At 73.4% G+C, this 24,535-nt stretch carries 26 protein-coding genes; 12 read left to right on the top strand and 14 right to left on the bottom strand.

Annotation, left to right across the window (positions count from 1 at the left end):
• Positions 1–7 precede the first annotated feature (7 nt).
• Genes VNL12_RS05080 through VNL12_RS05070 form a run of 3 tightly spaced genes read left to right on the top strand, consistent with a single transcriptional unit; the run spans position 8 to position 2,141 of the window.
• Positions 8–370, top strand: a complete 363-nt coding sequence (locus tag VNL12_RS05080) for a cytochrome C oxidase subunit IV family protein (RefSeq protein ID WP_325592127.1) — start codon at positions 8–10, stop codon at positions 368–370.
• A 17-nt stretch (positions 371–387) separates the two neighbouring features.
• Positions 388–1,365: a cytochrome c oxidase assembly protein gene (locus VNL12_RS05075; protein WP_325592125.1), complete on the top strand. Its 978-nt coding sequence runs from the start codon at positions 388–390 to the stop codon at positions 1,363–1,365.
• An 11-nt stretch (positions 1,366–1,376) separates the two neighbouring features.
• On the top strand, positions 1,377–2,141 hold the full coding sequence (locus VNL12_RS05070; protein WP_325592123.1) for an ABC transporter permease: 765 nt from the start codon (positions 1,377–1,379) through the stop codon (positions 2,139–2,141).
• A 14-nt stretch (positions 2,142–2,155) separates the two neighbouring features.
• Here VNL12_RS05070 and VNL12_RS05065 read toward each other — a convergent pair whose 3' ends face one another.
• Both VNL12_RS05065 and VNL12_RS05060 read right to left on the bottom strand, forming a co-directional pair.
• The gene (locus VNL12_RS05065; RefSeq protein ID WP_325592121.1) at positions 2,156–3,790 is read right to left on the bottom strand and encodes a glycosyltransferase family 39 protein; all 1,635 of its coding nucleotides are present in this window, start codon (positions 3,788–3,790) and stop codon (positions 2,156–2,158) included.
• Positions 3,791–4,074: 284 nt separating this feature from the next.
• The gene (locus tag VNL12_RS05060) at positions 4,075–5,037 is read right to left on the bottom strand and encodes an ABC transporter ATP-binding protein (protein WP_325592119.1); all 963 of its coding nucleotides are present in this window, start codon (positions 5,035–5,037) and stop codon (positions 4,075–4,077) included.
• A 122-nt stretch (positions 5,038–5,159) separates the two neighbouring features.
• Here VNL12_RS05060 and serS point away from each other — a divergent pair, with 122 nt between their 5' ends.
• Positions 5,160–6,446, top strand: coding sequence for a serine--tRNA ligase (gene serS, locus VNL12_RS05055; protein WP_325592117.1), 1,287 nt, complete (start codon positions 5,160–5,162; stop codon positions 6,444–6,446).
• A 71-nt stretch (positions 6,447–6,517) separates the two neighbouring features.
• Here serS and VNL12_RS05050 read toward each other — a convergent pair whose 3' ends face one another.
• A complete protein-coding gene (locus VNL12_RS05050; protein WP_325592115.1) occupies positions 6,518–7,633 on the bottom strand; it encodes a betaine/proline/choline family ABC transporter ATP-binding protein in 1,116 nt (371 codons plus the stop codon).
• A 324-nt stretch (positions 7,634–7,957) separates the two neighbouring features.
• Here VNL12_RS05050 and VNL12_RS05045 point away from each other — a divergent pair, with 324 nt between their 5' ends.
• The 4 genes from VNL12_RS05045 to pdxH all read left to right on the top strand — a co-directional run bounded on the left by VNL12_RS05045 (position 7,958) and on the right by pdxH (position 11,492).
• A complete protein-coding gene (locus VNL12_RS05045) occupies positions 7,958–8,740 on the top strand; it encodes an ABC transporter permease (protein ID WP_325592113.1) in 783 nt (260 codons plus the stop codon).
• 40 nt (positions 8,741–8,780) lie between these two features.
• Positions 8,781–9,548, top strand: a complete 768-nt coding sequence (locus VNL12_RS05040; protein WP_325592111.1) for an ABC transporter permease — start codon at positions 8,781–8,783, stop codon at positions 9,546–9,548.
• A 46-nt stretch (positions 9,549–9,594) separates the two neighbouring features.
• Entirely contained in the window at positions 9,595–10,665 is a 1,071-nt protein-coding gene (locus tag VNL12_RS05035) for a glycine betaine ABC transporter substrate-binding protein (RefSeq protein ID WP_325592109.1), read from the top strand.
• Positions 10,666–10,802: 137 nt separating this feature from the next.
• A complete protein-coding gene (pdxH, locus tag VNL12_RS05030) occupies positions 10,803–11,492 on the top strand; it encodes a pyridoxamine 5'-phosphate oxidase (RefSeq protein WP_325592107.1) in 690 nt (229 codons plus the stop codon).
• Positions 11,493–11,564: 72 nt separating this feature from the next.
• Here pdxH and VNL12_RS05025 read toward each other — a convergent pair whose 3' ends face one another.
• The 4 genes from VNL12_RS05025 to VNL12_RS05010 all read right to left on the bottom strand — a co-directional run bounded on the left by VNL12_RS05025 (position 11,565) and on the right by VNL12_RS05010 (position 15,250).
• The gene (locus VNL12_RS05025; RefSeq protein WP_325592105.1) at positions 11,565–12,425 is read right to left on the bottom strand and encodes a cytochrome c biogenesis CcdA family protein; all 861 of its coding nucleotides are present in this window, start codon (positions 12,423–12,425) and stop codon (positions 11,565–11,567) included.
• A gap of 22 nt (positions 12,426–12,447) precedes the next feature.
• Positions 12,448–13,338 carry a TlpA disulfide reductase family protein gene (locus VNL12_RS05020; protein ID WP_325592103.1) on the bottom strand — a complete coding sequence of 297 codons (891 nt, stop codon included), beginning with the start codon at positions 13,336–13,338 and terminating at the stop codon, positions 12,448–12,450.
• A gap of 156 nt (positions 13,339–13,494) precedes the next feature.
• Positions 13,495–14,532, bottom strand: a complete 1,038-nt coding sequence (locus VNL12_RS05015; RefSeq protein ID WP_325592101.1) for a DUF2510 domain-containing protein — start codon at positions 14,530–14,532, stop codon at positions 13,495–13,497.
• A 136-nt stretch (positions 14,533–14,668) separates the two neighbouring features.
• Positions 14,669–15,250, bottom strand: coding sequence for a TetR/AcrR family transcriptional regulator (locus VNL12_RS05010; RefSeq protein ID WP_325592099.1), 582 nt, complete (start codon positions 15,248–15,250; stop codon positions 14,669–14,671).
• A 173-nt stretch (positions 15,251–15,423) separates the two neighbouring features.
• Between VNL12_RS05010 and VNL12_RS05005 the strand changes: the two genes are divergently transcribed.
• The 3 genes from VNL12_RS05005 to VNL12_RS04995 all read left to right on the top strand — a co-directional run bounded on the left by VNL12_RS05005 (position 15,424) and on the right by VNL12_RS04995 (position 17,486).
• A complete protein-coding gene (locus VNL12_RS05005; RefSeq protein ID WP_325592097.1) occupies positions 15,424–15,591 on the top strand; it encodes a hypothetical protein in 168 nt (55 codons plus the stop codon).
• 20 nt (positions 15,592–15,611) lie between these two features.
• Entirely contained in the window at positions 15,612–15,788 is a 177-nt protein-coding gene (locus VNL12_RS05000; RefSeq protein ID WP_325592095.1) for a helix-turn-helix domain-containing protein, read from the top strand.
• Positions 15,789–15,938: 150 nt separating this feature from the next.
• A complete protein-coding gene (locus VNL12_RS04995) occupies positions 15,939–17,486 on the top strand; it encodes an AarF/ABC1/UbiB kinase family protein (RefSeq protein WP_325592093.1) in 1,548 nt (515 codons plus the stop codon).
• A gap of 62 nt (positions 17,487–17,548) precedes the next feature.
• Here the strand turns inward: VNL12_RS04995 and VNL12_RS04990 are convergent, their stop codons facing one another.
• The 3 genes from VNL12_RS04990 to VNL12_RS04980 form a co-directional block, all read right to left on the bottom strand.
• The gene (locus tag VNL12_RS04990; protein WP_325592091.1) at positions 17,549–18,271 is read right to left on the bottom strand and encodes a YceI family protein; all 723 of its coding nucleotides are present in this window, start codon (positions 18,269–18,271) and stop codon (positions 17,549–17,551) included.
• A gap of 73 nt (positions 18,272–18,344) precedes the next feature.
• Positions 18,345–19,520, bottom strand: a complete 1,176-nt coding sequence (locus VNL12_RS04985; RefSeq protein ID WP_325592089.1) for an acyltransferase — start codon at positions 19,518–19,520, stop codon at positions 18,345–18,347.
• 87 nt (positions 19,521–19,607) lie between these two features.
• A complete protein-coding gene (locus tag VNL12_RS04980; RefSeq protein ID WP_325592087.1) occupies positions 19,608–20,090 on the bottom strand; it encodes a hypothetical protein in 483 nt (160 codons plus the stop codon).
• A 332-nt stretch (positions 20,091–20,422) separates the two neighbouring features.
• Between VNL12_RS04980 and VNL12_RS04975 the strand changes: the two genes are divergently transcribed.
• Positions 20,423–20,695: a hypothetical protein gene (locus tag VNL12_RS04975; RefSeq protein ID WP_325592084.1), complete on the top strand. Its 273-nt coding sequence runs from the start codon at positions 20,423–20,425 to the stop codon at positions 20,693–20,695.
• Between the two features lie 47 nt (positions 20,696–20,742).
• Here VNL12_RS04975 and VNL12_RS04970 read toward each other — a convergent pair whose 3' ends face one another.
• The 4 genes from VNL12_RS04970 to VNL12_RS04955 form a co-directional block, all read right to left on the bottom strand.
• Positions 20,743–21,177 (bottom strand): hypothetical protein, encoded by a 435-nt coding sequence (locus VNL12_RS04970; RefSeq protein WP_325592082.1) that lies wholly within the window; start codon positions 21,175–21,177, stop codon positions 20,743–20,745.
• A 127-nt stretch (positions 21,178–21,304) separates the two neighbouring features.
• On the bottom strand, positions 21,305–21,841 hold the full coding sequence (locus VNL12_RS04965) for a methylated-DNA--[protein]-cysteine S-methyltransferase (RefSeq protein WP_325592080.1): 537 nt from the start codon (positions 21,839–21,841) through the stop codon (positions 21,305–21,307).
• Positions 21,838–23,325, bottom strand: a complete 1,488-nt coding sequence (locus VNL12_RS04960) for an AlkA N-terminal domain-containing protein (RefSeq protein ID WP_325592078.1) — start codon at positions 23,323–23,325, stop codon at positions 21,838–21,840. The genes VNL12_RS04965 and VNL12_RS04960 overlap by 4 nt, the downstream gene beginning before the upstream one ends.
• 269 nt (positions 23,326–23,594) lie before the next feature.
• Positions 23,595–24,161 (bottom strand): hypothetical protein, encoded by a 567-nt coding sequence (locus VNL12_RS04955; protein ID WP_325592076.1) that lies wholly within the window; start codon positions 24,159–24,161, stop codon positions 23,595–23,597.
• Positions 24,162–24,535 lie beyond the last annotated feature (374 nt).

Genomic DNA, 24,535 nt, shown 5'->3' with positions numbered 1-24,535 from the left:
GCCGGACATGACCGATGCCGCCACCTCCGAGTCGCCCACCACGGCGGCCGACGCGGCCCCGCGCGTGGCCGACGCACCCCACGCCGGCGACCACGAGCACACCAGCGACGGTGTGTACATCAAGATCGCGGCCCTGCTGGCGGTGTTCACCGCGGCCGAGGTGGCGTGGCCCTACCTCATCGACGACGGGCCCTTGCTCATGTGGCCCCTGCTGGTGGTCATGGCCATCAAGTTCGTGGTCATCGCGTCGTACTTCATGCACCTCAAGTTCGATTCCAAGGTGCTGACCCGGGTCTTCTACACCGGCCTGGTGCTGGCGGTGTCGGTGTACGTCGCCGCCCTCTTGACGTTCCAGGTCTTCGGGAACTGAACGGCGTCGAACCCCCCATGGCCCTGATGCTCTCCGTCGCCTCGGCTCCGGACGTCTGGCGCCTCCAGCTCCACCCCGAGGTCTGGCTGCTGGTGGCCGGCCTGGTGGGCCTCTACACCTACGCCGTGCGGGTCGTGGGGCCCAAGGTGGTGGCCGAGGGCCAGCCGGTCGTGACCCGGCGCCAGCTGGCGGCCGCCGTGGCGGGTATCACCATGCTCTGGCTGGCGTCGGACTGGCCGATGCACGACATCGGCGAGCGGTACCTCTACGTCGTGCACATGGTCCAGCACACCGTGCTCACCCTGGTCGTCCCGCCCCTCGCTCTGCTCGCCACGCCGCGGTGGCTCGCGGATCTCATCCTCGGCCAGGGTCGGGTGCGGCGCTTCGTCCGCCTGGCGTCGCTCCCGATCGTGGCCGGGGTGGCCTACAACGCCATGTTTGCCGCCGTGCACTGGCCCGCCCTCGTCAACGCCTCGGTCGCCAACGGTGCCCTCCACTACGTCGTGCACGTCGTGCTCGTCTTCACCGCGGTGATGATGTGGATGCCGGTGTGCGGGCCCGTCGCCGAGTGGCGCATCTCCCCGCCGGCGCAGATGGTCTACCTGTTCCTCATGTCGATCGTGCCGACGGTTCCGGGAGGGTGGCTGACCTTCGCCGACAACGCCGTCTACCGCGCCTATGACACCCCGCTGCGGGCGTTCGGCATCAGCGTCGTCGACGACCAGCAAGCCGCCGGGGTGTTCATGAAGCTCGTCGCCGGCGGTGAGCTGTGGGTGATCATCACTGCCATGTTCTTCGTCTGGGCCTTCCGTCACCAGAAGGAGGAGGAGGAGCTCGACCGGGCCCGCCGGCCGCCCGCCTCCCCGACCGCCCCCGATGCCGGTGACGCGGACGAGGCCGGCGGATCCGACGCCCCCCTCACCTACGAAGCGGTGTCGCGCGCCTTCGCCGAGTCCGACCCCGCACCCGAGCCCGAGACACCACAGCGTCCCTGACGCCACCCCTCGTGACCGTCGTCGCCCCCCGCATCGCGCCCGGCTCGGCTCCCGCCGTCCGGCGCATCCTCGCCCAGCTGCGCATGGAGCTGGTGCTGACCCTGCGCCGGGGCGAGTCGGTGCTGTTGACCTTCCTCATCCCTGTGCTGATCCTCGTCTTCTTCAGCCTGGTCGACGTCCTCCCCACCGACACCGCCGAGCCCGTCGACTTCCTCCTACCCGGGGTGCTGGCCCTCTCGGTGATGTCGACGGCCATGACCGGCCTGGCCATCGCCACCGGCTTCGAGCGCTCCACCGGGGTGCTGAAGCGCCTGGCGGTCACGCCCCTGGGTCGCCGTGACCTCATCGCCGCCAAGCTCGCGACGGTGCTGGCCGTCGAGGCCATCCAGGTCGCCGTCTTGCTGGTCGTCGGCGCCGCCCTGGGGTGGACGCCCACCGCGGGGCTGGCGTTGGCGCTGCTCGGGATGGCCCTGGCCACGGTGGGCTTCGCCGGCATCGGCATGTTGATGGCGGGGTCGTTGCCGGCGCTCACGACGTTGGCGGTGGCCAACGCCGTCTACCTGGTGTTGTTGTTCCTCGGCGGCATCGTGGTCCCGCTCGACGACATGCCCGCCGTGCTGCGCGTCGTGGCCCGGATGCTGCCCGTCGGCGCCCTCTCGGACGTCACCCACGGGGCCATGACCGGAGCCGCCGTCCCCGGCGCGGCGTGGGTCGTGCTGGCGCTGTGGGCCGTCGCCGGCCCCGCGTTGGCGGCGTGGCGCTTCCGCTGGGAGTAGCGCGCCGGTCGTCCTCAGCACTGCTCCCGACCGCCGGCGACCGGCGCGAGGGGGCTGATCCGGTACAGCGTGCCGTCCGCCTCGGCGGCGGCGACGGTGAGCTGCACGTGCTCCTCCAGCTCGTCCGGAGTGAAGAAGTAGTCGTGGGTCTCCCGATCCGACCACGCCAGGTAGCTGTCGTTGCACGCCGTGAGCCGCAGGAAGCGAGCCGGCAGGGCCCGAGCTTCGCCCGTGCGGTAGTCCCCCTTGGCTGGCGACGACCGGAGCGGTTGACGCTGGCTGGCCGCCCAGAGGCCGTTCGGGTCGTTGGTGTAGAGGATCGCCTCGCCCGGCAGGTCGCGGACCGCAGCCGCCAGGTCGGGCGACAGCCGCGACGGCACCGCGTACCCGACCCCGTTCACCGCCGCGGCGCGGACATCCCGTGCTGCGGCGACGCCCTGTCCGAGCACGAACAGCACCAAGAGGCCGGCCCCGACCGAGCGGGCGAGGCGCCGCCGAGGCTCCGGCACGCACAGGGGGAGCCGTTCGAGCCCCACGGTCCCGAGGACGACCAGCGGGACCCACAGGGGGGACATGAGCCGGGTGCCGATGGGGTTCAGGGCCGTGGCCAACTGGGCGAGGGCGAGGTAGGTGGCGTAGGCGCCGACGAAGAGCAGGAGTGGCACCAGGCGGACGGCCGCGGGCACCTGCAGCCGCTGGCGGAGCGCCACGCCGGCCCGCGCCCCGAGGAGCAGCCCGGCGCTCAGGAGGAGGAGCGCGGCCACGACGGTCGCCCCTTGCAGCCAGGCCGGCGCGGGCGACGGGAGGGCCCACTCCCCGAGCGTGGAGGCGAACCGCTCGCCCACCGTCGCCGGCCCGTCGGTGGACGGGGGACGGAAGCCCATGGCGGTCCCGTCGACTCCCCGGTTGCGGAGGGCCCAGGCGACGGGGACGACCGCCGAGAGGGCGGAGAAGGCCGACGCGGAGGTCACCGCGTCGCGCCAGCCGTGGCGCCAGCGGCCCAGGAGGATCGCCAGCGCGCCCGTGGGGATCAGGACGATGCCGGCGTAGCGGAACAGGAAGGCTAGGGCGACGAGCGTCCCGGCCACGACCAGCCAGGCGACGCGCCGGTGCGTGGTGGCCAGGCGTTCAAGGACCAGGACGAGCGCGAGGGAGGCCACGATGAAGGCCGGTTCGGTCCACGCCATCCTCCCCACTGCGAGGAGCGGTGGGCTGATGGCGAGCAGGACGGTGGCGACGGAGACGAGCACGGGCGTCCGCACGTGGTTTCGGAGCAACCGGGCACCGAGCACCACGGATGCGGCGGCCGCGCCGGCGTTGAAGGTGCGGACGGTCCACTCGACGCTGACCCCGAGCCACTGGCCGACGGCGACGACCGTGGGCAGCCCCGGGGGGAACACCGTCAGCGCCATCCCCCGGAAGGTGCGGAGGCCGTGCCCCTCGGCCAGGTTGAGGCCGGCCGAGAGGTAGTTCATGGAGTCGGGGGTCAGGCCGGGACCCCGAGCGGTCGCCACCATCGTGAGGACGGCGGCGGCGAGCGCAGACAGCCACGTGACCGGCGCGATCCGCTCGCGTCGCCAGGGCGCGCCGCCGGAGGGCGCCGCCGCCGCCTTCGGGGCGGTCACCTCGCCGTCGGTCGGGCGGTGCACGCCGTACGGTACCTCCCGTCGCCCGAGGCCCGACGGTCCCCCGGCGGGGGATGACAGCCGGCACGGTCCCCGCCACGGGCCGGGCGGTCACCCCGGGCGGGAGGTCGATCGGGGACAATCCGACGTCGGAGCGCCTCACCGCCACAGGCACGTCGGAGGGGCATCGAGATGCCAGCACCTGAGAGCGCACGCCGGGCCACCCGCGCCCCCGTTGCCCACCCGTGCAGCCAGGGGCGCGCTCCGCGCCGCCGTCGGGGCGACGAGGGCCCGACCTCCGGGTCGCCTCAGCGGGCGCGCCCGCCCGAGCGATCGCTGGCGTCGACGCGGCGGACCGTCGGGATCTCGCCGGTGATGGTGGTCATGCGGAGGAACACGTCCTCGAGGGTCTGGCGCCCAGCCCGAAGATCGGTCAGGGGCAGGTCGTGGACCGCCAGCCACGATGTGAGGGCGTTGATGTTCGACGGCGTGGCCGGCGTCTCCACGACGTACTCGCCGGGCGCCACCTCGTCGACGCCGGCCATCAGGGTCTTGCCCAACGCCGCGGTGTCGAGCCCCGGGGGCGCCCCGAAGCGGATCTCGACGCTGCCCGCCGATCTCATCAGCTCCACCGGCGTGCCGCTGGCGACCACCCGACCCTGGTCGATGATCACGACGCAGTCGGAGATCTTCTCGGCCTCCTCCAGGTCGTGGGTCGTGATGACGACGGCGAGGCCGGCGGTGCGCAGGTCGGCGACGAGCTGACGCACGAGGAGGCGGCCCGACGGGTCGATGCCGGCAGTCGGCTCGTCGAGGAACACGACCTCGGGCCGTCCCACGAGGGCGAGCGCGAGGGACAGGCGCTGCTGCTCGCCGCCCGAGAGCGTGCGCCACGGGGCCCGAGCGCGATGGCTGAGGCCGACCCGCTCGAGCAGCCCCGCCGGGTCCTCGGCGACGGCATGGAACGCGGCGAGCAGCTCGAGCATCTCGATCGGCCGGGCCCCCGGGTAGACGCCGCCCTGCTGGGGCATCACGCCGAGGCCGGGCATGAGCTCGGCGTGCTGGGTGACGGGATCGAGTCCGAGGACGCGCACCCGGCCCGCGTGGGGGACCAAGAGGCCCTCGAGCGTCTCGACCGTCGTGGTCTTGCCCGCCCCGTTGGGCCCGAGCAGGGCCAGCACCTGGCCCCGCTCGACAAGGAACGACACCCCGTCCACCGCCGTCACCTCGCCTCGGTGCACGACGAGGTCGTCAACCTCCACCGCAGCCATCCACCGACGCTACCCGTGCCGCCGGGAGTCGGAACCCCACCCGTTCGGATGAGGCGAGCGATGGGTGGCGTTGGGGGCGAAAGCCCGGAGGGGCGCCGGGCCGAGGCGTCTAGCGTTCGGCGGTGCTCGACATCAGGCGCATCCGCACCGACCTCGACGGCGTGGTCGCCGACCTGGCCCGCAAGGGCGTTCCGCCCGCCGAGGTGTCCGCGGTGCATGAGCTCGACGTCCGCCAGCGCGAGGTGGCCGCTCGGCGCGACGAGGTGCGCCGCCGGGTGAAGGGCCTCTCGGCCGAGGTCGCTCGACTGCATCGCGACGGTCAGCCCGACGCGACCGACGCTCTGCGCGCCGAGAGCCGCAACCTCGGCGACGAGGAGGCCCGCCTGGCCGGTGAGACCGACGCCCTCGCGGCGGAGATCCGCGAGCTGTTGCTGGGCATCCCGAACACACCTCACCCCGACGCGCCGAGCGGGGCCGACGAGCGGGACAACCCGGTGCTGCGGGTCTCGGGCTACGACCCCGACGGCTACGGCGAGCACCAGCGGGTGCCGCACTGGACCACGGGCGAGGCCCTCGGGATCCTCGACCTCGAACGGGCGGTGAAGATCTCGGGGTCGATGTTCACCATGCTCCGGGGCGCGGGGGCCACCCTCTCGCGGGCGCTGTGCCAGCTGGCCCTCGACCGCAACGCGGATGTGCACGAGGAGATCCGACCGCCCAGCCTGGTCACCACCGCGACGCTCACCGCCGCCGGGCAGCTGCCCAAGTTCGCCGACGACGCCTACGCCATCGGGCGCGACGACCTGTGGTGCATCCCCACCTCCGAGGTGCCGCTCACGTCGCTCGCCGCCGGCGAGGTGCTCCCCGCCGCGGAGCTTCCCATGCGGTTCATGGCCTACTCGCCGTGCTACCGGCGCGAGGCGGGCTCCGCGGGGCGTGACACGCGCGGCCTGCTGCGCACCCACGAGTTCGACAAGGTCGAGATCCTCGCCTACGCCACACCCGAGCAGGCGCCGCCCCTCCTGAACGACATGGTGGACCGCGTCGAGACCCTCGTCGCCGCTCTGGGCCTGGCCTACCGGGTCATCGAGATCTGCACCGGCGACCAGGGCCAGGGCCACCACCGCTCCTTCGACGTCGAGGTCTACGCGCCGGGGTGCGACCAGTGGCTGGAGGTCTCGTCGGTGTCGTGGTTCTCTGACTACCAGGCCCGCCGGGCCGCCATCCGCTATCGCCCCGACGGGGCCAAGGGCAACGAGCTGGTCCACACCCTCAACGGCTCCGCCCTCGCCGTGCCCCGGGTGTGGGCCGCCATCGTCGAGACGCACCGCCGACCCGACGGCACCGTAGCGGTGCCCGAGCCGCTCTGGCCCTACATGCGAGGCATCGAGGTCATCGGCGGCGCCTGAGCTCGGCCTGTCGATCGAAGTGGGGCACGTCGTGGTCCCCGGGGCGACCAGTTCGCACCCCGGTTCGGTGGTCAGGCGGCGCGGCGGCGGGCCACCTCGTGGAGGCGTTCGGCGGAGATGACCCCGAGCAGGTGCTCGTCGGCGTCGACGACGGCGACCCACCCGGCGTCGTCGAGCAGGAGGGCGGCGAAGGCGTCGCGCAGGGTGTGGCCCTCGCCCACCCGGGCGTCGAGGGCGACCGCGGCCTCGCTGACGGTGGTGGACGAGGCGCCGTCGCCCTCGGTCGCCGAGCGGCGCAGCACCCCGACGAGGCGCCCGTCGGCGAGGACCGGGGCGTGCACCCACCCGGCGGCGTCGAGCTGCCGGCGGGCCTCGACGAGCGTCAGGCCGACATCGAGCACCACCGCCGGTTCCTCGACGGCGTCGCGGTCGATGGGCATGACATCGAGGCGCTTCAGGCCCCGGTCGGCGCCGACGAAGTCGGCCACGAAGTCCGATCCCGGGTCGTCGAGGATGTCGCCCGGCGTGCCGTAGCGGGCCAGCTCGCCGCCCACCGCCATCACCGCGATGCGGTCGCCCAGGGTGACGGCCTCGTTGATGTCGTGGGTGACGAACACGATGGTCTTGCGCACCGTCTCCTGCAGGCGTAGGAACTCCTGCTGCAAGCGGTCGCGGCTGATGGGGTCGATGGCGCCGAAGGGCTCATCCATGAGCAGCACCGGCGGGTCGGCGGCGAGGGCCCGGGCCACCCCGACGCGCTGGCGCTGACCGCCCGAGAGCTGGTGGGGATACCGGTCGCGATACTCCTCAGCGGGCAGTCCGACGAGGTCGAGCAGCTCCTCGGTACGGGCTCGGATGCGGGCCTTGTCCCAGCCCAGCAGGCCCGGCACGGTGCCGACGTTGTCGGTGACGGTCTGGTGGGGGAACAGCCCGACCTGCTGGATCACGTAGCCGATGCGGCGGCGCAGGCCCACCGGGTCGACGTCGGTGACGTCCTCGCCGTCGAGCAGGATCCGCCCCGAGGTCGGCTCGATCAGGCGGTTGACCATCCGCATGGTCGTCGTCTTCCCGCAGCCCGACGGGCCGACGAGCATGCAGATCTCACCTTCGGGGATCTCGAGCGAGAGGGCTCGGACGGCCACCTGGCCGTTGTCGTAGCGCTTCGTCACCTGGTCGAGCGTGATCATCGGCGGTGGGTCCTCTGTTCAGCGGGCGACGACCGATGACCTCTGCGACCGGAACAGTGCGGTCCATCGGGAATCGTTGGCTTCGGCGCCCGGGGAGGCTACCGTCATCGCAGATTCATCGACCCACCGGTCAGGTGCAACCACGCGCCGGACCGCGGGACCCGGGGCGCGTCGAACACGCGGGAGGGCCACCGTGCATCTCCACCTACGCCTGAGCCCGCGCCTGACGCGCGCACCAGTTCCGCGGTTGACGGCGGCACCCGTCGCCACGGTCGCTCCACCGCGGCGTCGAACCGGGGCTGACGGCCCCCGGAACCGCAACCGGTGAGCCCGCTGATGGCGGCGGTCGTCGCCCAGCAGAACCCCACCGAACGGTGGTGGTGGGGCGAGTGGCTCGGGCGCGACGCGAACCGCGAGCTGATCCTCGACGCCACCCGCGAGCACGTGATCCTCACCGTCGCCGCCGTGCTCGTCGGCCTGGTGCTGGCGCTGCCGGCCGCCATCGCGGTGAACCGCCGGCCCCGCCTCAAGGGCCTCGTGCTGGGCACCTTCGGTGCGCTCTACACCGTGCCGTCGCTCGCCCTCTACGCCATCCTCGTCCCCTACACCGGCCTGTCGCGCGTGACCGCCCTCGTGCCGCTCGTGCTCTACACGCTGCTGATCCTGGTGCGGAACACGATCACCGGGCTCGAGCAGGTGCCGGCCGACGTGCGCGACGCGGCCGACGGCATGGGTCTCGATCGCCGGCAGCGGCTGTGGCGGGTCGAGATGCCCCTCGCCCTGCCGTCGATCATGGCCGGCATCCGCATCGCGACGGTCAGCACCATCGGCCTGCTCACCATCGCCGCCCTCGTGGGCCTCGGCGGTCTCGGTCAGCTGATCCTCATCGGCCTCAACCGCCCGATCCGCACGGCCGTCACCGCCGGCATCCTGATCTCGATCCTGCTCGCCGTCGGCTCCGACGTCGGCCTCGCCGCCGTGGGCCGCAAGCTGGCCCCCTGGTCGACGCCCCGATCGCGCCGGGCCCGGCGGGCCGACCGGGAGCGCGACGAGGCCGATGCGCCAGCACCGGTCGCCTCCCTCCCCGACGGCGCGGTGACGGCGTGAGGACCGACCCGGGCGCACGACCGAGCGCGGGGCGCGTCTGATGGGGCAGCTCCTCGACGTCCTCGACTGGCTCCGTGACGCCGCCAACTGGCGGGGGTCGACCGGAGCCGGGGCCCGCATCATCGAGCACGTGGAGATCTCCGCCGTCGCGATGATCGCCGCCGTCCTCATCGCCGTGCCCCCCGCTCTCTGGCTCGGGCACAAGCGGCGCTTCGGCCTGCTGGCCATCAACATCTCCAACGTGGGCCGGGCCCTGCCGTCGTTCGCCGTCCTCGTGCTCGGCACCCAGCTGCTCGGCCTGCTCGAGAAGCCGGTCATCGGCTCCGTCAGCGTGTTCGTGGCCCTGGTGGCGCTCGCGGTGCCCCCGATCGTGACCAACACCTACGTCGGCATGGCCGAGGTGTCCGACGACGTGCGCGACGCCGCCCGGGGAATGGGCCTCTCGGAGGTCCAGATCCTGCGCCGGGTCGAGCTCCCCCTTGCCATCCCGCTGATCATGGCGGGCGTCCGCACCTCCGCGGTGCAGGTGGTGGCCACCGCCACCATCGCCGCCCAGCTCGGCTTCGGCGGCCTGGGGCGCTTCATCATCGATGGCTACGCGGTGCGGGCCTCGGGCGGCTACACCGACGTCCTGGCCGGCGCAGTGCTCGTCGCCGCCCTCGCCCTGGTCACCGAGGGCCTCCTGGGCCTGGTCCAGCGGGCCCTCACTCCCAAAGGCCTCCGGACCTCGCGCCGACGCAGCGACCTCCCCGACCTCGACGCCGCCACCGACGACCCGGCCACCCGGCCTCTCCCGGCCGCGGCCTGACCACCACTCGTCTCCTTCCCGTCACCCCACCCCGAAAGGCACCACCGTGAGAACCACTCGACGCCGCATCGCCGGCGCCCTGCTCCTCCCCCTGCTGGCGCTCGTCGTCACCGGCTGCACCGACAGCGACGACGAGACGGCATCGACCGGCGATGACGCCGCGGAGACGGCGCCGGAGACCACCGCCCGCCCCGACGACGCGCCCGAGACCTGCGTCGAGGCCGACGCCGTTGACCCCCCTGCTGAAGGCGACGACGCCCCCGCGCCCGAGGAGGCGGCCGCCGAGTTCACGTTCCGACCCCTCGACGCCGGGGGCCCGCTCACCAAGGCGGCCCTGGAGTCGGGCGACATCGACGTCGGCCTTCTCTTCTCCAGTGACGGCGCCATCGTCGCCAACGACTGGGTCGCCCTGGAGGACGACCAGGACCTCCAGCCGGCCGACAACTTCGTGCCCGCCATCCGCAACGACGCCTGCACCGACGAGGTCACCGCGGTGCTCGATGCGCTCAGCGCCGAGCTGACCGTGGAGGACATGCAGGAGATGGTCGCCGCCGTGTCGATCGACGGGGACAACCCCGATGCCGTCGCCGAGGCGTTTCTCGCCGAGAAGGAGCTGCCCGGCGATCTGACCGCCGAGGGCTCGATCACCGTCGGCAGCTCGAACTTCGCCGAGTCCAACATCGCCGCCCAGCTCTACGGCCAGGTCCTCGCGGCCGCTGGGGTCGACGTCGAGTACAAGGCAGACATCGGCGCCCGCGACGTCTACTTCACCGCTCTCGAGAGCGGCGAGATCGACCTGGTCCCCGAGTTCACCGGCACCCTTTTGGCGTTCCTCGACGGCGAGGCCGAGCCCAGCCCGGACTTGGACGTGACTCTGGCGGCGCTGCGGACCGTCGCCGCCGACCGGGGCATCTCCATCCTCGAGCCGGCCGAGGCCGACAGCGTCAACACGTTCGTCGTCACCGGCGAGACGGCCGAGGAGCTCGACCTGACCACGGTGTCGGACCTGGCCGGCGTTGATGAGGAGCTCACCCTCGGGGGTCCGCCAGAGTGCCCCGAGCGGCCCTACTGCCTCATCGGGCTGGAGGAGAGCTACGGACTCAGGTTCGCGTCATAGTCCCCGCTGAGACCGAGCGTTGCGCGGGTCGACGACCGAGGGCCGGGCTCGCCGCCCGGCCCTCGTCGCGCCTGCGAGGCTCGCCCGGCGTCGGCCCGAGGCCCGCCGAGGCGGCGCCCGGTGCGAGGATCGCGGTGATGACCGAGCGCCCCGACCCCATCGCCGCCGCCCGCCATGCCCCCTCCGAGGTGCTCGACCTCACCGCGGTGCGCGAGCAGTACCTGAGCGACGGCATCCACCGCGCCGAGCTGGCCGATGACCCGCTCGACCAGTTTCGCACCTGGTACGCGCAGTGGGCCGCGACCGGGCCCTACGACCCCGCGGCGGTCACCCTGGCCACGGCCACGCCCGAGGGCCGTCCCGCGGCGCGCGTCGTGTTGATCCGCCGGGTCGACCACGGCTTCTGCTTCTTCACCGACACCACCAGCCACAAGGGTGCCGAGCTGGCCGCCAACCCCCAGGGTGCGCTGTGCTTCGGCTGGATCCCGCTCAGCCGTCAGGTCCGGGTGGTCGGCGCCGTCCACCCGCTGCCCGCCGAGGAGGTCGACGCCTACTGGGAGGCCCGTCCCCGCGAGAGCCGCATCTCGGCCGCGGCGTCGGCCCAGAGCGAGCCGGTCGCGGATCGGGCCGCCCTGCTGGCGCGCCGGACCGAGGTGGCCGACGCGGTCGGATCCGACGATCCTGTCGACCGCCCCGCCGGCTGGGGCGGCTACCGCCTCGTGCCCGATGAGGTCGAGGTCTGGCAGGGGCGGGCCGACCGCCTCCACGACCGCTTCCTCTACACCCGGGCCGGCGGCAGCTGGGCCATCCAGCGCCTCATGCCCTGATCTTCCCTCCAACTTCGGACCCATGTCCGCCACGGAGGGGGATTCGGTCCAAGGTTCGTCGGGATGAAGAGCTCAGCGGGCGGAGCGGCGTCCGGTCGAGCCGCCGGTGCGGACCACGATCACCAGGGCCACGACGGCCACGAAGAGGGCCAGGGCGAGGCCGACCTCGACCCCGCCGGTCGACTGGACGGCGGAGGAGATGTCGGCCGACCAACCTGTCACGCGGTCGACCACCGGATCCGCGCGCGCCCCGTCGCGCAGGCGGATCTCGTGGATGCCGTACCAGACGAGGTAGAGGCCGGTGACCACCAGCAGCGCCCCGCCGACGCGCCCGGCGTAGGCCGAGGCCCGTCGGGCCCCGGCCGCGAGCGAGCCCCGGGCCAGGGCGACCGAGACCGACAGGGCCACCAGCACGAGGGAGAACCCGGCGCCGAAGCCGGCCAACTGGGTGAGGCCCGTGGTCCAGCTGCGCCCGAACGTCGTGCTGACGTGGACCAGGAAGATGCCGAGCGTGCACGACACTGACACGACGGCGTACGACGCGCCGTAGAGCACCATGGCGGCGAGCCCCCGGCCGCGGCCGCCGCGGTCGAGGCGGGGCATCGGCAACCGCACCGCCTTCCCGGCCAGCAGGGCGACGCCGACGCCGGCCAGCACCACGCCGACGACGGGTGTGATCCACGGCGTGGCCCCCTCGACCTGGGCCGAGGCCGCGGTGGCCAACGCACCGAGGAACCCGAACACGACGAGGAACCCCAGCGACACGGCGAGGGCCACCAGAACGGCGCGGGGCACCGCCGCGCCCGCCGGGCGGCGCTCATCGTCACCGGAGATGAACCAGCCCAGATAGGCCGGCAGCATCGGCAGCGCGCACGGGTTGACCGTGGCGAGCATGCCGGCGGTGAAGGCCACCGCGATCCGGGCGTCGCCCATCAGCGTCGGGCTCGGTGGGTCATCAGCCGCACTCGGTGACGGCGCCGCCGAGGAGCGACTGGTTGATCTTCTCGCACAGCCGTTCGGCGGAGACCTTGCGTTGGATGCGGTCGACGACGGTGCCGTCGGGGAGGACGAGCACGGTCGTGGGCCAGTTGGTGATCTCGAGCTCGCGGCTCAGGTCGCCGTCGATGTCACGCACCAGGTCGTAGGTGACCCCGGTGCGCTCGGCCAGGGCCAGGGCGGCTTCGGGCTCGTCGCGGATGTTGACGCCGATGAAGGTGACCTGGTCGCCCAGCGAGGTGTGGACGGCCTGCAGGTCCGGCATCTCCTCGACGCACGGCGCGCACCACGAGCCCCAGAAGTTCACGACCAGGGCCTGGCCCCGGTAGTCGGCGAGGCTCACCTCGGAGCCGTCGAACCGGGTGAGCGCCACATCGGGGGCCGGGGCGGCGGCGGTGAGCTCGCTCACGGGAACGGAGTCCTCGTCGTCGCCTTCGGTGAGTCGGCTCACGGCCAGACCCGCCACCAGGGCGGCGATGAGGGCCACGAGGGTGCACAGGGCCAGCGTGCGGGCATCGATGAGCCGTCGTGACGGCCTGTCCTGGCGGCCGCCGACCTCGGGATCACCCTCCGCCTGGTCGTGGTCCTCGATCCCCCGGTCGTCGGCGCCCGCGCCGTCGTGGTCCTCGCCGTCACTATCCGAGGCGGCGTCGGCGTCCCCGATCGCCTCCTTCCGCCGATCGTCGGGCGCGATCCCGTCCGACACGGCGCCGGGGACGGCGGCGGCATCGTCGTCCGGTGGGGTGCCAGGGTCGACGGTAAGGCCGTCAGGGTCGGGCGCGCCCTCGTCGTCGGCGCGGGGATCGCCGCCGGTCGTGGGGCCGTCGCCCCGTGTGCGGCGGAGAGCCATGGGCTGAGGTTACGGGCCGAGCCGCTGATCCGACCATGCGGACCGATGTGACGTGGGTCGGCGGACTCGATCCGGCCCAGGCCGGGACGAGGGGTGGCGCGAGCTGCGGACCAGGCGAGCAGAGCCCGTGCGGACGTCGTCAGCGCGACGCCGACCTCAGCGCGGGCCGGTGACCCTGGCCGTCCAACTGCTCCCGTCCCACCACCGGTGGGCTCCCGGCGTCCACGGATCGGGGTACCAGCCCGCGGCGCGGACCGGGGCCCGTACGGCGGTCGGCCCGGACCCGGCGCGGCCGCTCTGGCGGCTGGCCACCACGATGAGGGTGACCACGCCCGCGCCGATGAGCATCGCCCAGAGCAGGAGCCCGAGGCCCGAGCTGCCACCCCCGCCGAGCGGTGACGACGACGAGGCGCCGGCATCGAAGCTCTCGTCGACCACGCCGGCGCGGACCCAGCGGGGTGAGTAGCCGGTGTCGGGCACGACGCGGTGGGGATTGGCCGCGAAGGCCTCGGTGTCGACGTCCTCGAGCAACGGGGCCAGGTGGGCGGGCACGGGCAGGGTGGCGTCGTCGGTGACCCACCACACCGCGTCCTGGGCATCGGCCGCCGACGGCTGGCGGGCGGCGATGGTGCGCAGCACGGTCGGCAGCGGCTCGTCGGCCATCCCGACGAAGGTCATCGGGGTGGGCTCGATCGGGGCACCGTCATCAGCCTCGCCGCAGTAGACGACCAGAACGTGGGTGCTCTCGCCCGGCGGGGCGACGAGCTCAGGGGTGCCGCCCGCGGCGGCGACCTCCGCCAGGGTCGCGTCGTCGGCGGGACCGCCCACCGCGACGGTCTGATCGGCCTGGTCATCGGTGGCGAGCAGGGTGCCGAACGGCACGGCGATGGTGCGATCGGCGCCGGAGTCGTTGCGCACGTCGATGACGACCTGCATGTCGGGTCGGTCGGTCGTGCCGAGGTCTTCGGCGGCGCCGCCGAAGGCCGACGTGGCGGTGGCCGTGAGGCCCTCCGCCTCGCCGTCGAGGACCGATCCCAGCGCCGGCGCACCGGGCGACGGGGCGTCTTGGGCGCCGACCGACGCCGCGGGGGCGAGAGCGACCAGCGGCACCACCAGGAGCGCAGCGACCAGGCGGCCGGCGCGTCCGAGGCGCGACGGGCGCCGCTCGGACGAGGGATGAGCAGTGGGAGCCATGGGGTCCTCCAAGCGCGGCGGCCGTGGTCGAACGCTACCCCCGCCTACCCGTCGCGTCGCCTCGGCGTCCCGGGGGCCCCTCACCGGAGGTCGATCTCACCTCCGCTCCCAGCGACCGACCGGCGGGGCGGGACTCCTATGTCAATCGGGCGACAGTGCGCCTCAGCTCGAGGAGGGCCCGGAGCTGCGCGGCGACGTCGTCGAGGGGCTGTCGGCTTCGAAGACTCCGGCTCAGGATGATCGCACCCTCGAGGGCAGCAAGGCCCATGAGGGCGATTCCCTGTCTGTCCACCCCAGGCTCGAGTCGGGCAGATATGTCATCCAACCAGTCTTGGAAGACGCCGGCGCAGGCGTCGCGCACGTCGGGGTTGGTGCTCGCGGTGTCTAGGGCGGTTGTGGCGATCGGGCACCCGTCAGCGAAGTCGGAGGCTTCGAGGGCCTCGGCTGCGAGGGAGAAGAACCGCAGCACTGCCTCGGTTGGTTCGTCTGCGTCGGCGAAGACCTTGGCGATGAGCCGTCGGTAGCCGTCACCGGAATGCCGGATCGCCTCGGCACCCAGTTGGGACTTGCCGCCAGGGAAGTGGTGATAGAGCGACCCCCAGGGAGCGCCGGATTCTGCCGTGATGTCCTTGAGACCGGTGCCGTTGTAGCCCCGCTGACGGAACAGGCGAGCTGCGCCGTCGATGAACTGATCCCGGGAGGTGGATGTGCGAGCCATGGTCGCTGGTCAGCTCGACGACCTCGTCAAGGTCGCCGACCTCGCGGGCCCCATCGACATCCCAACCGCGGAGGGCTACGGGTACCAGACCCGACCGTCGAACCCGCATTCCATCGAGGCATGCGTTTGACTGCTGGACCAGGCCGGCCCGCCGGCGTCGTAGGTTCGCGTCAATGGAGGAGAGCATCATCCTCACTCGAGCGGAGGCCTGGGACGTCCTGCGAGTGCTCGAGCGCGCCGTCGACGCCGCCGAAAGGTCGAGGCGGGACGACCCGGAGGCCGCGTCGGCGTTCCGCATCGTCGCCGCCAAACTGCTGCCCGACCTGTTCCCCGACCAATGACCAGGTCTAGCCTTGGCGTCATGGCCGAGCAGGAGCCGCGGACGATCCCGACCCTCGAGGCAGCCGAGCGCCTGGGTGTCGATGTCGTCGATGTCTACCGGATGATCGATGACGGGCGTCTCACGGCCACCTGGAACGGCCGGCGACTCGTGGTCCCGGTCGAGCAGGTCGAGTCGCGGGCCAGCACGACCCGATGACCCGTGCGCGAAGCGTCCACGCAAGGCCATGACGGTCTGACACCAACCTCATAGGTCCCCGGGGAGAGTGTGCGGGCATCCCCTCAAAGCCCAGCTGTGGCCAGTTCGACCGGTCTCGTCGAGGGCCAGCTCACCGAAGGACGGTAGGTCGTGACCCGCTCCCCCCGCTCCCCCGCCCTGGTGCCCCTTGCCGTCGCCGCCGTGGTGGCCGCCGTGGTGGTCGTCCGGCGCCGCCGGGCCGAGGGCGCAGTCGCCGCGCCCGGCGCCGGGGCTGGGGGGCCGTCCCGCGTCGCGAGCGACATGCCGTCGGTGATCGTGGAGCGCTCGGCGCTGGCGCGCAACGCCCGGCTGGGAGCGGTCGGAGCCCGGTCGAGCGCCCGCTACGCCGCCCTCCGGGCCCGACGGACCTTCGCCGACGCGGCCCGGCGCGAGGAGCTCGACGCCGAGTTCCAGCTCCGCACCGCGGAGGAGGTCGCGGCGACCCTCGGGAACATGAAGGGGGCGCTCATGAAGCTGGGGCAGATGGCCTCCTACCTCGACCAGGGCCTGCCCGAGCCGGTGCGCGAGGCGCTGGCCCAGCTCCGCACCGATGCTCCGCCCATGGCCCCCGAGCTGGCGGCCCGGGTCATCGAGGCCGAGCTCGGCGCCTCGCCCGACGTCCTCTTCGCCGAGTGGGACCCGACGCCGATCGCGGCGGCGTCGATCGGTCAGGTCCACCGGGCCCTCACCCACGACGACCGGGCGGTGGCGGTCAAGGTCCAGTACCCCGGGGTGGCTGCCGCGATCCGCTCCGACCTGGCCAGCGCGGGAGTGCTCTTCAGCGGCCTGGGCGCGGCCTTCCCTGGCCTGGAGCCCGGTCCGCTGGTCGACGAGCTGCGCCTCCGCCTGGTCGAGGAGCTCGACTACGAGCACGAAGCCCGCAACCAGGTGCTGTTCGCCGACGCGTACCGCGACCACCCGTTCATCGGTGTTCCCGACGTGGTGCCCGACCTCTCGACCGGGCGCGTCCTCACCAGCGAGCTGGCCGTGGGTGACGGGTTCGCCACGGTGGTCGCCGCGGACGAGGCCACCCGCGACCGGGCCGCCGAGATCATCTACCGCTTCGTGTTCCGCAGCCTCTACCGGCTCCACGCGTTCAACGGCGACCCCCACCCGGGCAACTACCTCTTCGGCGCCGACGGGCGGGTGACGTTCCTCGACTTCGGCCTGGTGAAGCGCTTCACCGACGCCGAGCTGGCCGACTTCTCGGCCATGGTCGAGGCCATCTCGATCGATCGCGACCCCGCCCGCTTCCGACGCATCATCGAGCGCATCGGCCTGCTGCCGGCCGGTCACCCGGCCTCCGACGACGACATCATCGACTACTTCGGGCACTTCTACGAGCTGATCGACGCCGAGGGTCCGTCCACCGTGACGAGCGCGTACGCCAGCGAGTCGATCCGGCGGATCTTCGACCCCTCCGGTCCCTACGGCGGGATCCAGAAGGCGGCCAACCTGCCGCCGTCGTTCGTGGTCATCCAGCGCATCAACCTCGGTCTCTACGCCGTGCTGGGCGAGCTGGGGGCGACGGCCGACTGGCGCCGGATCTGCGAGGAGCTGTGGCCCTTCGTCGACGGTCCTCCCAGCACGCCCCTCGGTGAGGCCGAGGCCGAGTGGCTCGCCCGCCGGGGCGGGACGTTCCCCGTGACCCTCGACTGAAGTCGAACTCTGGACCCTTCTCCCCCGTGGTGGCGGACGGACATGGCTCCAGAGCTGAGCGATCAGCCCTTCTCGAGCTCGAGCAGGAACTCGAAGGATCCCTCGTCGGACACGCTGGCCACGAACGGGGCGCTGGGCTCCTCGATGTCGTGGTCGGCGAGCGCGACGGGGACGGGCTCGGAGGTCGCAACCCGGATGGTGTCGCCCTCTGCCTGCGCGTCGACGGGGAACGTGACCTCGTTGGTCACGCCGTGGAGCGTGAGGTCGCCGGTGGCCTCGATCGTCGCCTCGAACCCGTCGGTGGGCTCCTCGCCGAGGTCGAGCGGCTCGGTCAGCTCGAAGGTGCCTTCGGGGAAGTCCCGGGTCTCGAGGCCCTGGCCCTCCATGGCCGAGGCCCGGCCGTCGACCGAACCCGAGGGCGGGTCGTCGGTGAACTCGAGGGTGGTCAGGTCGAGGGTGAAGGAGCCCTCGGGCACCTCGGTGCCCTGAACGGTGATCCCGCCCTCGACGTCGGGCGTGCGACCGACGGCCTCATGGTCGACCACGCCGCCGGCGAAGTCCTCGTCGATCCGGAAGCCGGCGGTGGTGTCGCCCCCGGTGCGCACGACCCACTCGCCGTCGTAGGAGCCGGGGGCCTCACCGGCGGGCTCGTCGGAGCCCTCCCCGCCCGAGCCCGAGTCGAGGCTCAGCTCCTCGGGGGCGTCGTCGCGGAGCACGAACCAGTAGAACCCGGCGCCGAGGAGCACGACGACCACGGCGAGCGCACCGGCAAGCTTCTTGATCATCGGCGAAGTCTCGTCCATCGCGACCCACCGAACCGACCGCCCCCCACCCTTGGGGAGGCCAGCACCGCCGGGTTCAGCGGCGGCCGGGGAGCTCGAAGCGGGCGAAGGCGGCGATCAGCGCAGCCAGGACGAGGCCGGGGAGGACGAGCCAGAGCGGGCGCAGCGCCCACCACGTGGCCGTGGCCTCCGACGGCAGGGTGAGCCCGGCGGCGGCGGCGGCGCCGATGACGGCGACGAGGGCGGTCATGTGCCAGGCGAAGACGGTCATGGCCACCGCGTTGACCGCGACCACGGCCCGCCACGGGCCCCGGCGGGCGAGCCACCGCTCGGCGGCGGGACGGGCCAGCAGGACGAGCCCGGTCTGGAGCACGGCGAGCGCCGCGATGGGGGCGGTGGTCGGGAACATGTTGCTGATCTCCTCGCCCCGCACCGCGACCATCGAGGACGAGTACGGGCCGAACGTCGTCAGCGCGCCGAGGGCGGTCAGGCCGCCGGCGACGAGGCCGAGGCTCGCCCGTCGACCCCACCCGGTGAGCGTGCCGTCGCGCCACAGGTAGCCGAGCTGGTGGGCGAAGACCCACACGAGAGCGGTGGTCACCAGGCCCCAGCGGTCGTTCCCGGTCGCGAACCGCAGCCCGTCGAAGCCGGCGATGCCGGCGATCAGGGCGCCGAGCGTCGCCGCCGGTCCGGCGCGGTGGGCCCGGACGGTCAACGGGGTGAGCAGCAGTACTGCGGTGTAGGCGCCGAGGAACCACAGGGGGACGAACACGACCATCCCCCACTCGAGGACGCTCGGGACGCCGAGGGCGGCGCGGGCCACGGTGTCGCCGACGGCCCAGAGGGCGACGAAGGCACCGATGGGACGGCCCAGCCGGGCGGTGCGGGCCCGGGCGAAGGCCCCCCAGGTGCCCCGCCCCCGACGCTCGAGGGCCTCCCACGAGGCCAGGTTGGCGAAGCCGCCCACCACGAAGAACACCGGCATGACCTGGAGGACCCACGTCGCCGCCCAGGCGAGGCGGAGGTCACCGACGGGGTTGGGCATCGAGAGCGCACCGCCGGTGTCGACGTGGGTGATCGAGAACACCCAGTGCCACAGGACGACGACGACGATGGCGAGGGCCCGCACGGCGTCGACGGTGCGGTCCCTGCTCGCCGGCGTGGCATCGACGAGGGTGTCGAGGTCGAGGTCGGGCCCGGGTCCGCAGGGGGAACCGGACGTGGAGGCGGGGACGGTGGTGGTCGGGGGCATGGGACCACCGTGCCCGGAGCCTGGGGCTCGCCGCCCCCGGTGGTCCCCCTGTCTCCCCCTGGGGGACCCCCAGGGGCCGTGCGTCGCTCAGGCGGGGGGCGCAGGGGGCGTGATCGTCCCGGGGTGGGCTCGGCGGGCCCGGGGGCGGACCACGAACAGCTCGAGGGCGAAGGCCACCAGGCCGAGGACGAACCCTCCGGCGAGCAGGAGCCCGGCCGGCGCGGCCCGAGCGGCGACCCGTTCCTGGCACGGCGCCCGGCGAGCGGCTTCGGCGACCTGGGGCTCGAGGGTCACGACCTCGTCTTCGGGGCCGAGGATCCGCCCCTCGGGGTCGGGGACGACGTCGACGCGGCCGTCGAGCAGGTACATGGCGGGGGTCCCGCACTGCTGCACCGCCGGCACCCGGACCGGGACGGCGAGGAGCACGACGGCGACAGCGACGGCGACGAGGGCGACGACAGCCAGGGCGAGGGCGACGCGGCCGAGCACCCGGGGCGCGGCCGCCGGGCTGGGCAAGGGGGCGCCAGGCGCCGGCGGCGCGGCTCCCTCCGGGGGGGCGACGGGATCCACGGCGCGTGAGCATCGCACACCGCCCGCCGGGCTCGGAATCACCGAGTCCGGTCGTCGGGGCCGGCTCCGGTGGGAAGGGGGGATGCACCCGGCGCCGACCCCCGACGAACGGAGAGCCGTGTCCCGTGACGCGCCCGGTGCGGGAGCGTCACGGCTTGGGATGAGACAGCTCAACCGTGAGGCTCCATCGGATCGCTCCCGGCCGATGTGAGCGATCCGAGCGACCGGGGAGGTGTGGCGCGATCTGGTCGCCCATCCGCCATGTCGCGCCGTACTGCGAGACCCCTCCACCCGATGCCCCTGCGGTGAAGGCTCGCTCGTAGCCTCGCGCCGTGGTCAACGCCTCGGTGCTCCGCCTGCCGGTCCTCCTGGCCGATGCCGCCGACGGCGGCGGGTTCTTCCTGGGCGAGGATCTGCTCGCGTACCTCCTGCTGGCCTTCGGTGGCGCCATGCTCGTGGGCAACCTCATGGCCGTCTACCGACCCCCGCCCCAGATGCAGGCCGAGGGCACCCGGGCCCCGGTGGGCCGCAGCCTCCTCATGGCCGCCCTCGGCGGCATCGCCGCGGTCTGGGCCCTGGCCAGCCTCCTCGGCGTGGGCGGCTAGGAGACCGGGCCAGGGGCGTCAGGCCAGCAGGCCCAGGCCCGAAGGCCTCAGGTCGAGGCCGACGGGGCACCTCGGGATCGGGCCCGGCGGGCGCTGCGGACGACGAGCCCGATGATCACGGCGATGGCCACCACGATGAGCCCGAACAGCGTGACCTGCGCCCACCCGCCCGGGTCGCCGGGATCCGACGGCGCCTGGCCCTCTCCCGGTCGCGGGATGATGCCGGGCCGCTCGGGCGACTGCTGGGCGGTCCGGCAGGCTGCGTCGTCGGGAGTGCAGGCCTCGGTGGTCCTGGTGGAGCTGGTCTGCTCGTCGCCGGCGCCCCCCGCGAACAGCGCGGCGACGACGATCAGCACGACGAGCACGCCGAAGAACGCGGCGCCGGCGACGAGCAGGCTCCGTCGTTCCTGTGCGGCACCCGCCGGGGCGCCTCCGGGGGAGCCCGCCGCGCCGCGGGTGGGCGGCTCGGCGGGCGACGACATGGCGACCAGTCTGGCAGCCGCCCCGTGTCGCACCGGCGTCGGCCGTACCGATCGACCGGTCCACGGAGCGGGTCCCGATCGGGTGAGCGCGAGGGACGGTCACCCCGCGCCGAGCCGAACCCCGTCGTCAGGTCGACTCGAACGGGAGGCCGGCGCCGGACTCGTGGTCGAGCAGTTGGCGCTTGACCGTCACCCCGCCGGCGAAGCCGGTGAGCGCACCGCCGGAGCCGACGACCCGGTGGCACGGGATGATGATCGAGATGGGGTTGCGACCGATCGCCGCGCCGACGGCGCGGGCCTTGCCCCGATCGCCGATGGCTTCGGCGACCTCGGCGTAGGTGGCGGTGCGGCCGTGGGCGATGGTCCGGAGCACGTCCCACACCGAGCGCTGGAACGGCGTGCCCACCGGGTCGAGGGGCAGGTCGAAGTCGTCTCGGCGGTCGGCGAACCAGTCCCTGAGCTGGTCGGCGGCGGCGGCGAGCAGCGGGTGGTCGGGTTCCTCGGCGATGCTCGGGGGCAGCGGCACCCGTCCGGCCCGCTCGTCGGGCCACAGCACGGCGCGCAGGGCCCGGTCCGACGCCACCAGCACGAGAGGGCCGATGGGTGAGGCCTGGGTGGTCCGGCGAAGCCCGCCGGCGGGATCGAGGGCTGCGGGTGGGGTCATGGGGTCGCGCTCCAGAGGTGCAGGGTGGCGTAGGCCCGCCACGGCCGCCAGCGGGTCGATCGGGCGGCGAGGCGGGCGGGGGTGGTGGCGTCGGGGCCGGCGAGGGCGGCGAGGCGGCGCCGCACACCGAGGTCGGTGGCCGGGAACGCGTCGGGGTCGCCGAGGGCTCGCAGGGCGATGTCCTCGACGGTCCAGGGTCCGATCCCGGGCCGGGCGAGGAGGGCGGCCCGGGTGTCGCGGCGGTCGGATCCGACGTCGAGCACGACCTGACCCTCGGCGACGGCCGCGGCCAGTCCGACGAGGGCCCGGGCCCGAGCGCGAGGCATCGCCAACGTCGTCGGATCGGTCTCGGCGACGGTCTCGGCTGTGGGGAAGAGGTGGGTCAGCTCGCCGTCGGGAGCCGGCAAGGCGCGGCCGCAGGCGGCGGTGAGGCGGCCGATGACCGTGACCGCCCCGGCGACCGACACCTGTTGGCCGACGACGGCCCGCACGGCGATCTCGAAGCCGTCGACCGCCCCCGGCACCCGCAATCCGGGTCGCCGGGCGACGAGGGGCGCCAGCACCTGATCGCGGGCCAGGTGGGCGTCGATGGCCTCGGGGTCGGCGTCGAGGTCGAGCAGGCGCCGGCACCTAGCGACCGCGGCGGTGACGTCGCGCGTGTCGCCGAGGCGCAGGGTGCAGCGGATGTGGCCCCCGGCGGGCGTGAGGCTGACGGTGGCCGGCGCACGGGGGAGGTCGAGCGTCCGGTGGAGGCCGACGATGCGCCCGGCGGCATCACGTTGGGGCCCCTCCACGCCGGCGACGGCCCGTTCGGCCAGGAACCCCATCAGGGCGTCGGACGCGAGCGGCGAGCGGTGGGCGAGGCGGAGGCTGACCTCGCCTGTCGCCCGGACCCGTCCGCCCGCCGTCGGGTCGTGACGACCCCGTCCGGCGGCCCGGAGCGCGCCGGGGGAGCGGTCGAAGACGACCTGCACCGTGTCGTTGAACTGGCGGACGCTCCCGAACCCGGCCGCGAACGCGACGTCCGCGAACGGGAGGTCGGTGGTCTCGATCAGCACGCGGGCGCTCTGGGCTCGTTGGGCGCGGGCGAGGGCCTTCGGGCCGGCGCCGACCTCGGCCACCAGCAGGCGCTGCAGCTGCCGGGCGCTGTAGCCGAGGCGGGCGGCGAGGCCGGCGACCCCGTCGCGGTCGACGGTGCCGTCGGCGATGAGGCGCATGGCCCGGGCCACCACATCGGCTCGGGCGTCCCACTCCGGTGAGCCGGGGGTGGCGTCGGGGCGGCAGCGCTTGCAGGACCGGAAGCCGGCGCCCTGAGCGGCGGCGGCGGTAGGGAAGAAGCGCACGTTCGACCGCTTCGGGGTCGTGGCCGGGCAGCTCGGACGGCAGTAGATCCCCGTCGTGGTGACACCGGTGGTGAACCACCCGTCGAAGCGGGGGTCGCGGCTGGTGACGGCGGCGTAGCAGCGCTCCGGGTCCTCGATCACAGAGCCCATCCTCGTCGCTCGGCCCCCCGTTGTCTGGCGGGGATCGGACATCGCCGTCCGCGCCGCGCTGCAGCGCCCCGCCGCGTCCGTCCCGCTTGTCCCGCACTGGCCCGCTGACGCCTCGGTCCGGCGAGCCGGTGAGCGTTCGCACACCGGCTGACGAGTGAATGCTCACCGGTTCGAGGAACGCCTCCCGGGCGAGCCCCTTCCGGCGAACACGGCCCGTGAGACCCGAGGGGTGCCGGGTTCGACGAGGTGGAGAGCGTCGATCAGCGTCGGCGCGGCCGTCGGAGCAATGCCTCCAGTGCGCGTCGGCGGACCGAAGGGATGGGGTTGGCCGGGCCCGCACGCGCGGCCGACCCGAGCGCCTGGTACAGCTCGAGGCGGTCGTCGCAGCCGTCCCACGTGGGTATCTCGACCGTCAGGTGTCGGCGCCAGTTCCTCGACACGTCGCAAACACACTGCGCGTCGATTCCGTAGTCGCAGGGATAGCAACGATCGATCGAGCCGAGGAGCGAATGGAAGCGGTCGTCTCCCGAACGACCACCCGGACCCTCGCCGACGTAGACCAACCACTCGCCTCCCGCTTCGAGGAACGCGAGGAGCGCATCGCCGGGCCAGTCCTCGTTCTTGGTCGGCCAGATCATCAGCAGCGTGCGGTCGGGGTGCTGGGCCACGACGTCGATGTCCCGGCACTCGACCGGGTGCCACGGCATCGTGTCCGCGAACCACTGGTTCGTGGCCGAGGGGGGCGGATGGAGGTCGTACGCCACCACATCGACGCCCATGCGCGAGAGGAGCATCGCCCAGTAGGCCACGCCGGCGCCGACCTCCACGACGCCGTGGCGTGCGTGCCGGTGGATGGCTGCAATCGCATCGTGAGACGGAACGGCGAACCCGAACTTTGAGAGCGTGGCGGTCCGAGCTGCCGCCGCACCCCCGGCTTGTGCATGGACATCGGCAAGAGCACTGCTGTGTCCGTTGCCGGGGCCGGGTGGCGCTGAATGGACCACCAGCCCAAACTACATCTGACGTTCCGCACTTCTCGGGGACGTTATCGGCCCCCACCGGTCGTGGCGCTGGTGTAGGCGCCGGCGGGGACGCCGAGTAGGTCGAGGACCTGGTGTTGTAGGGGTGTGAGGGTGGGCTCGAAGGTTTGGGCGACGCGTCCGTGGTCGATGAGGTGGTGGCGGGCGACGCCGGTGAAGAT

Source organism: Iamia sp. (genome assembly GCF_035575815.1).
GTDB lineage: Bacteria > Actinomycetota > Acidimicrobiia > Acidimicrobiales > Iamiaceae > Iamia.
The sequence above is the reverse complement of the archived record's forward strand: the minus strand, read 5'-3'. Positions and strand labels throughout refer to the sequence as shown.

Bases quoted from the DNA above. Each gene is read 5' to 3' on its own strand.
- VNL12_RS05080 (WP_325592127.1), top strand. From the start codon at position 8: ATGACCGATGCCGCCACCTCCGAGTCGCCCACCACGGCGGCCGACGCG.
- VNL12_RS05075 (WP_325592125.1), top strand. From the start codon at position 388: ATGGCCCTGATGCTCTCCGTCGCCTCGGCTCCGGACGTCTGGCGCCTC.
- VNL12_RS05060 (WP_325592119.1), bottom strand. From the start codon at position 5,037: ATGGCTGCGGTGGAGGTTGACGACCTCGTCGTGCACCGAGGCGAGGTG.
- VNL12_RS05050 (WP_325592115.1), bottom strand. From the start codon at position 7,633: ATGATCACGCTCGACCAGGTGACGAAGCGCTACGACAACGGCCAGGTG.
- VNL12_RS05040 (WP_325592111.1), top strand. From the start codon at position 8,781: ATGGGGCAGCTCCTCGACGTCCTCGACTGGCTCCGTGACGCCGCCAAC.
- pdxH (WP_325592107.1), top strand. From the start codon at position 10,803: ATGACCGAGCGCCCCGACCCCATCGCCGCCGCCCGCCATGCCCCCTCC.
- VNL12_RS05025 (WP_325592105.1), bottom strand. From the start codon at position 12,425: ATGGGCGACGCCCGGATCGCGGTGGCCTTCACCGCCGGCATGCTCGCC.
- VNL12_RS05020 (WP_325592103.1), bottom strand. From the start codon at position 13,338: ATGGCTCTCCGCCGCACACGGGGCGACGGCCCCACGACCGGCGGCGAT.
- VNL12_RS05015 (WP_325592101.1), bottom strand. From the start codon at position 14,532: ATGGCTCCCACTGCTCATCCCTCGTCCGAGCGGCGCCCGTCGCGCCTC.
- VNL12_RS05010 (WP_325592099.1), bottom strand. From the start codon at position 15,250: ATGGCTCGCACATCCACCTCCCGGGATCAGTTCATCGACGGCGCAGCT.
- VNL12_RS05005 (WP_325592097.1), top strand. From the start codon at position 15,424: ATGGAGGAGAGCATCATCCTCACTCGAGCGGAGGCCTGGGACGTCCTG.
- VNL12_RS05000 (WP_325592095.1), top strand. From the start codon at position 15,612: ATGGCCGAGCAGGAGCCGCGGACGATCCCGACCCTCGAGGCAGCCGAG.
- VNL12_RS04990 (WP_325592091.1), bottom strand. From the start codon at position 18,271: ATGATCAAGAAGCTTGCCGGTGCGCTCGCCGTGGTCGTCGTGCTCCTC.
- VNL12_RS04985 (WP_325592089.1), bottom strand. From the start codon at position 19,520: ATGCCCCCGACCACCACCGTCCCCGCCTCCACGTCCGGTTCCCCCTGC.
- VNL12_RS04970 (WP_325592082.1), bottom strand. From the start codon at position 21,177: ATGTCGTCGCCCGCCGAGCCGCCCACCCGCGGCGCGGCGGGCTCCCCC.
- VNL12_RS04965 (WP_325592080.1), bottom strand. From the start codon at position 21,841: ATGACCCCACCCGCAGCCCTCGATCCCGCCGGCGGGCTTCGCCGGACC.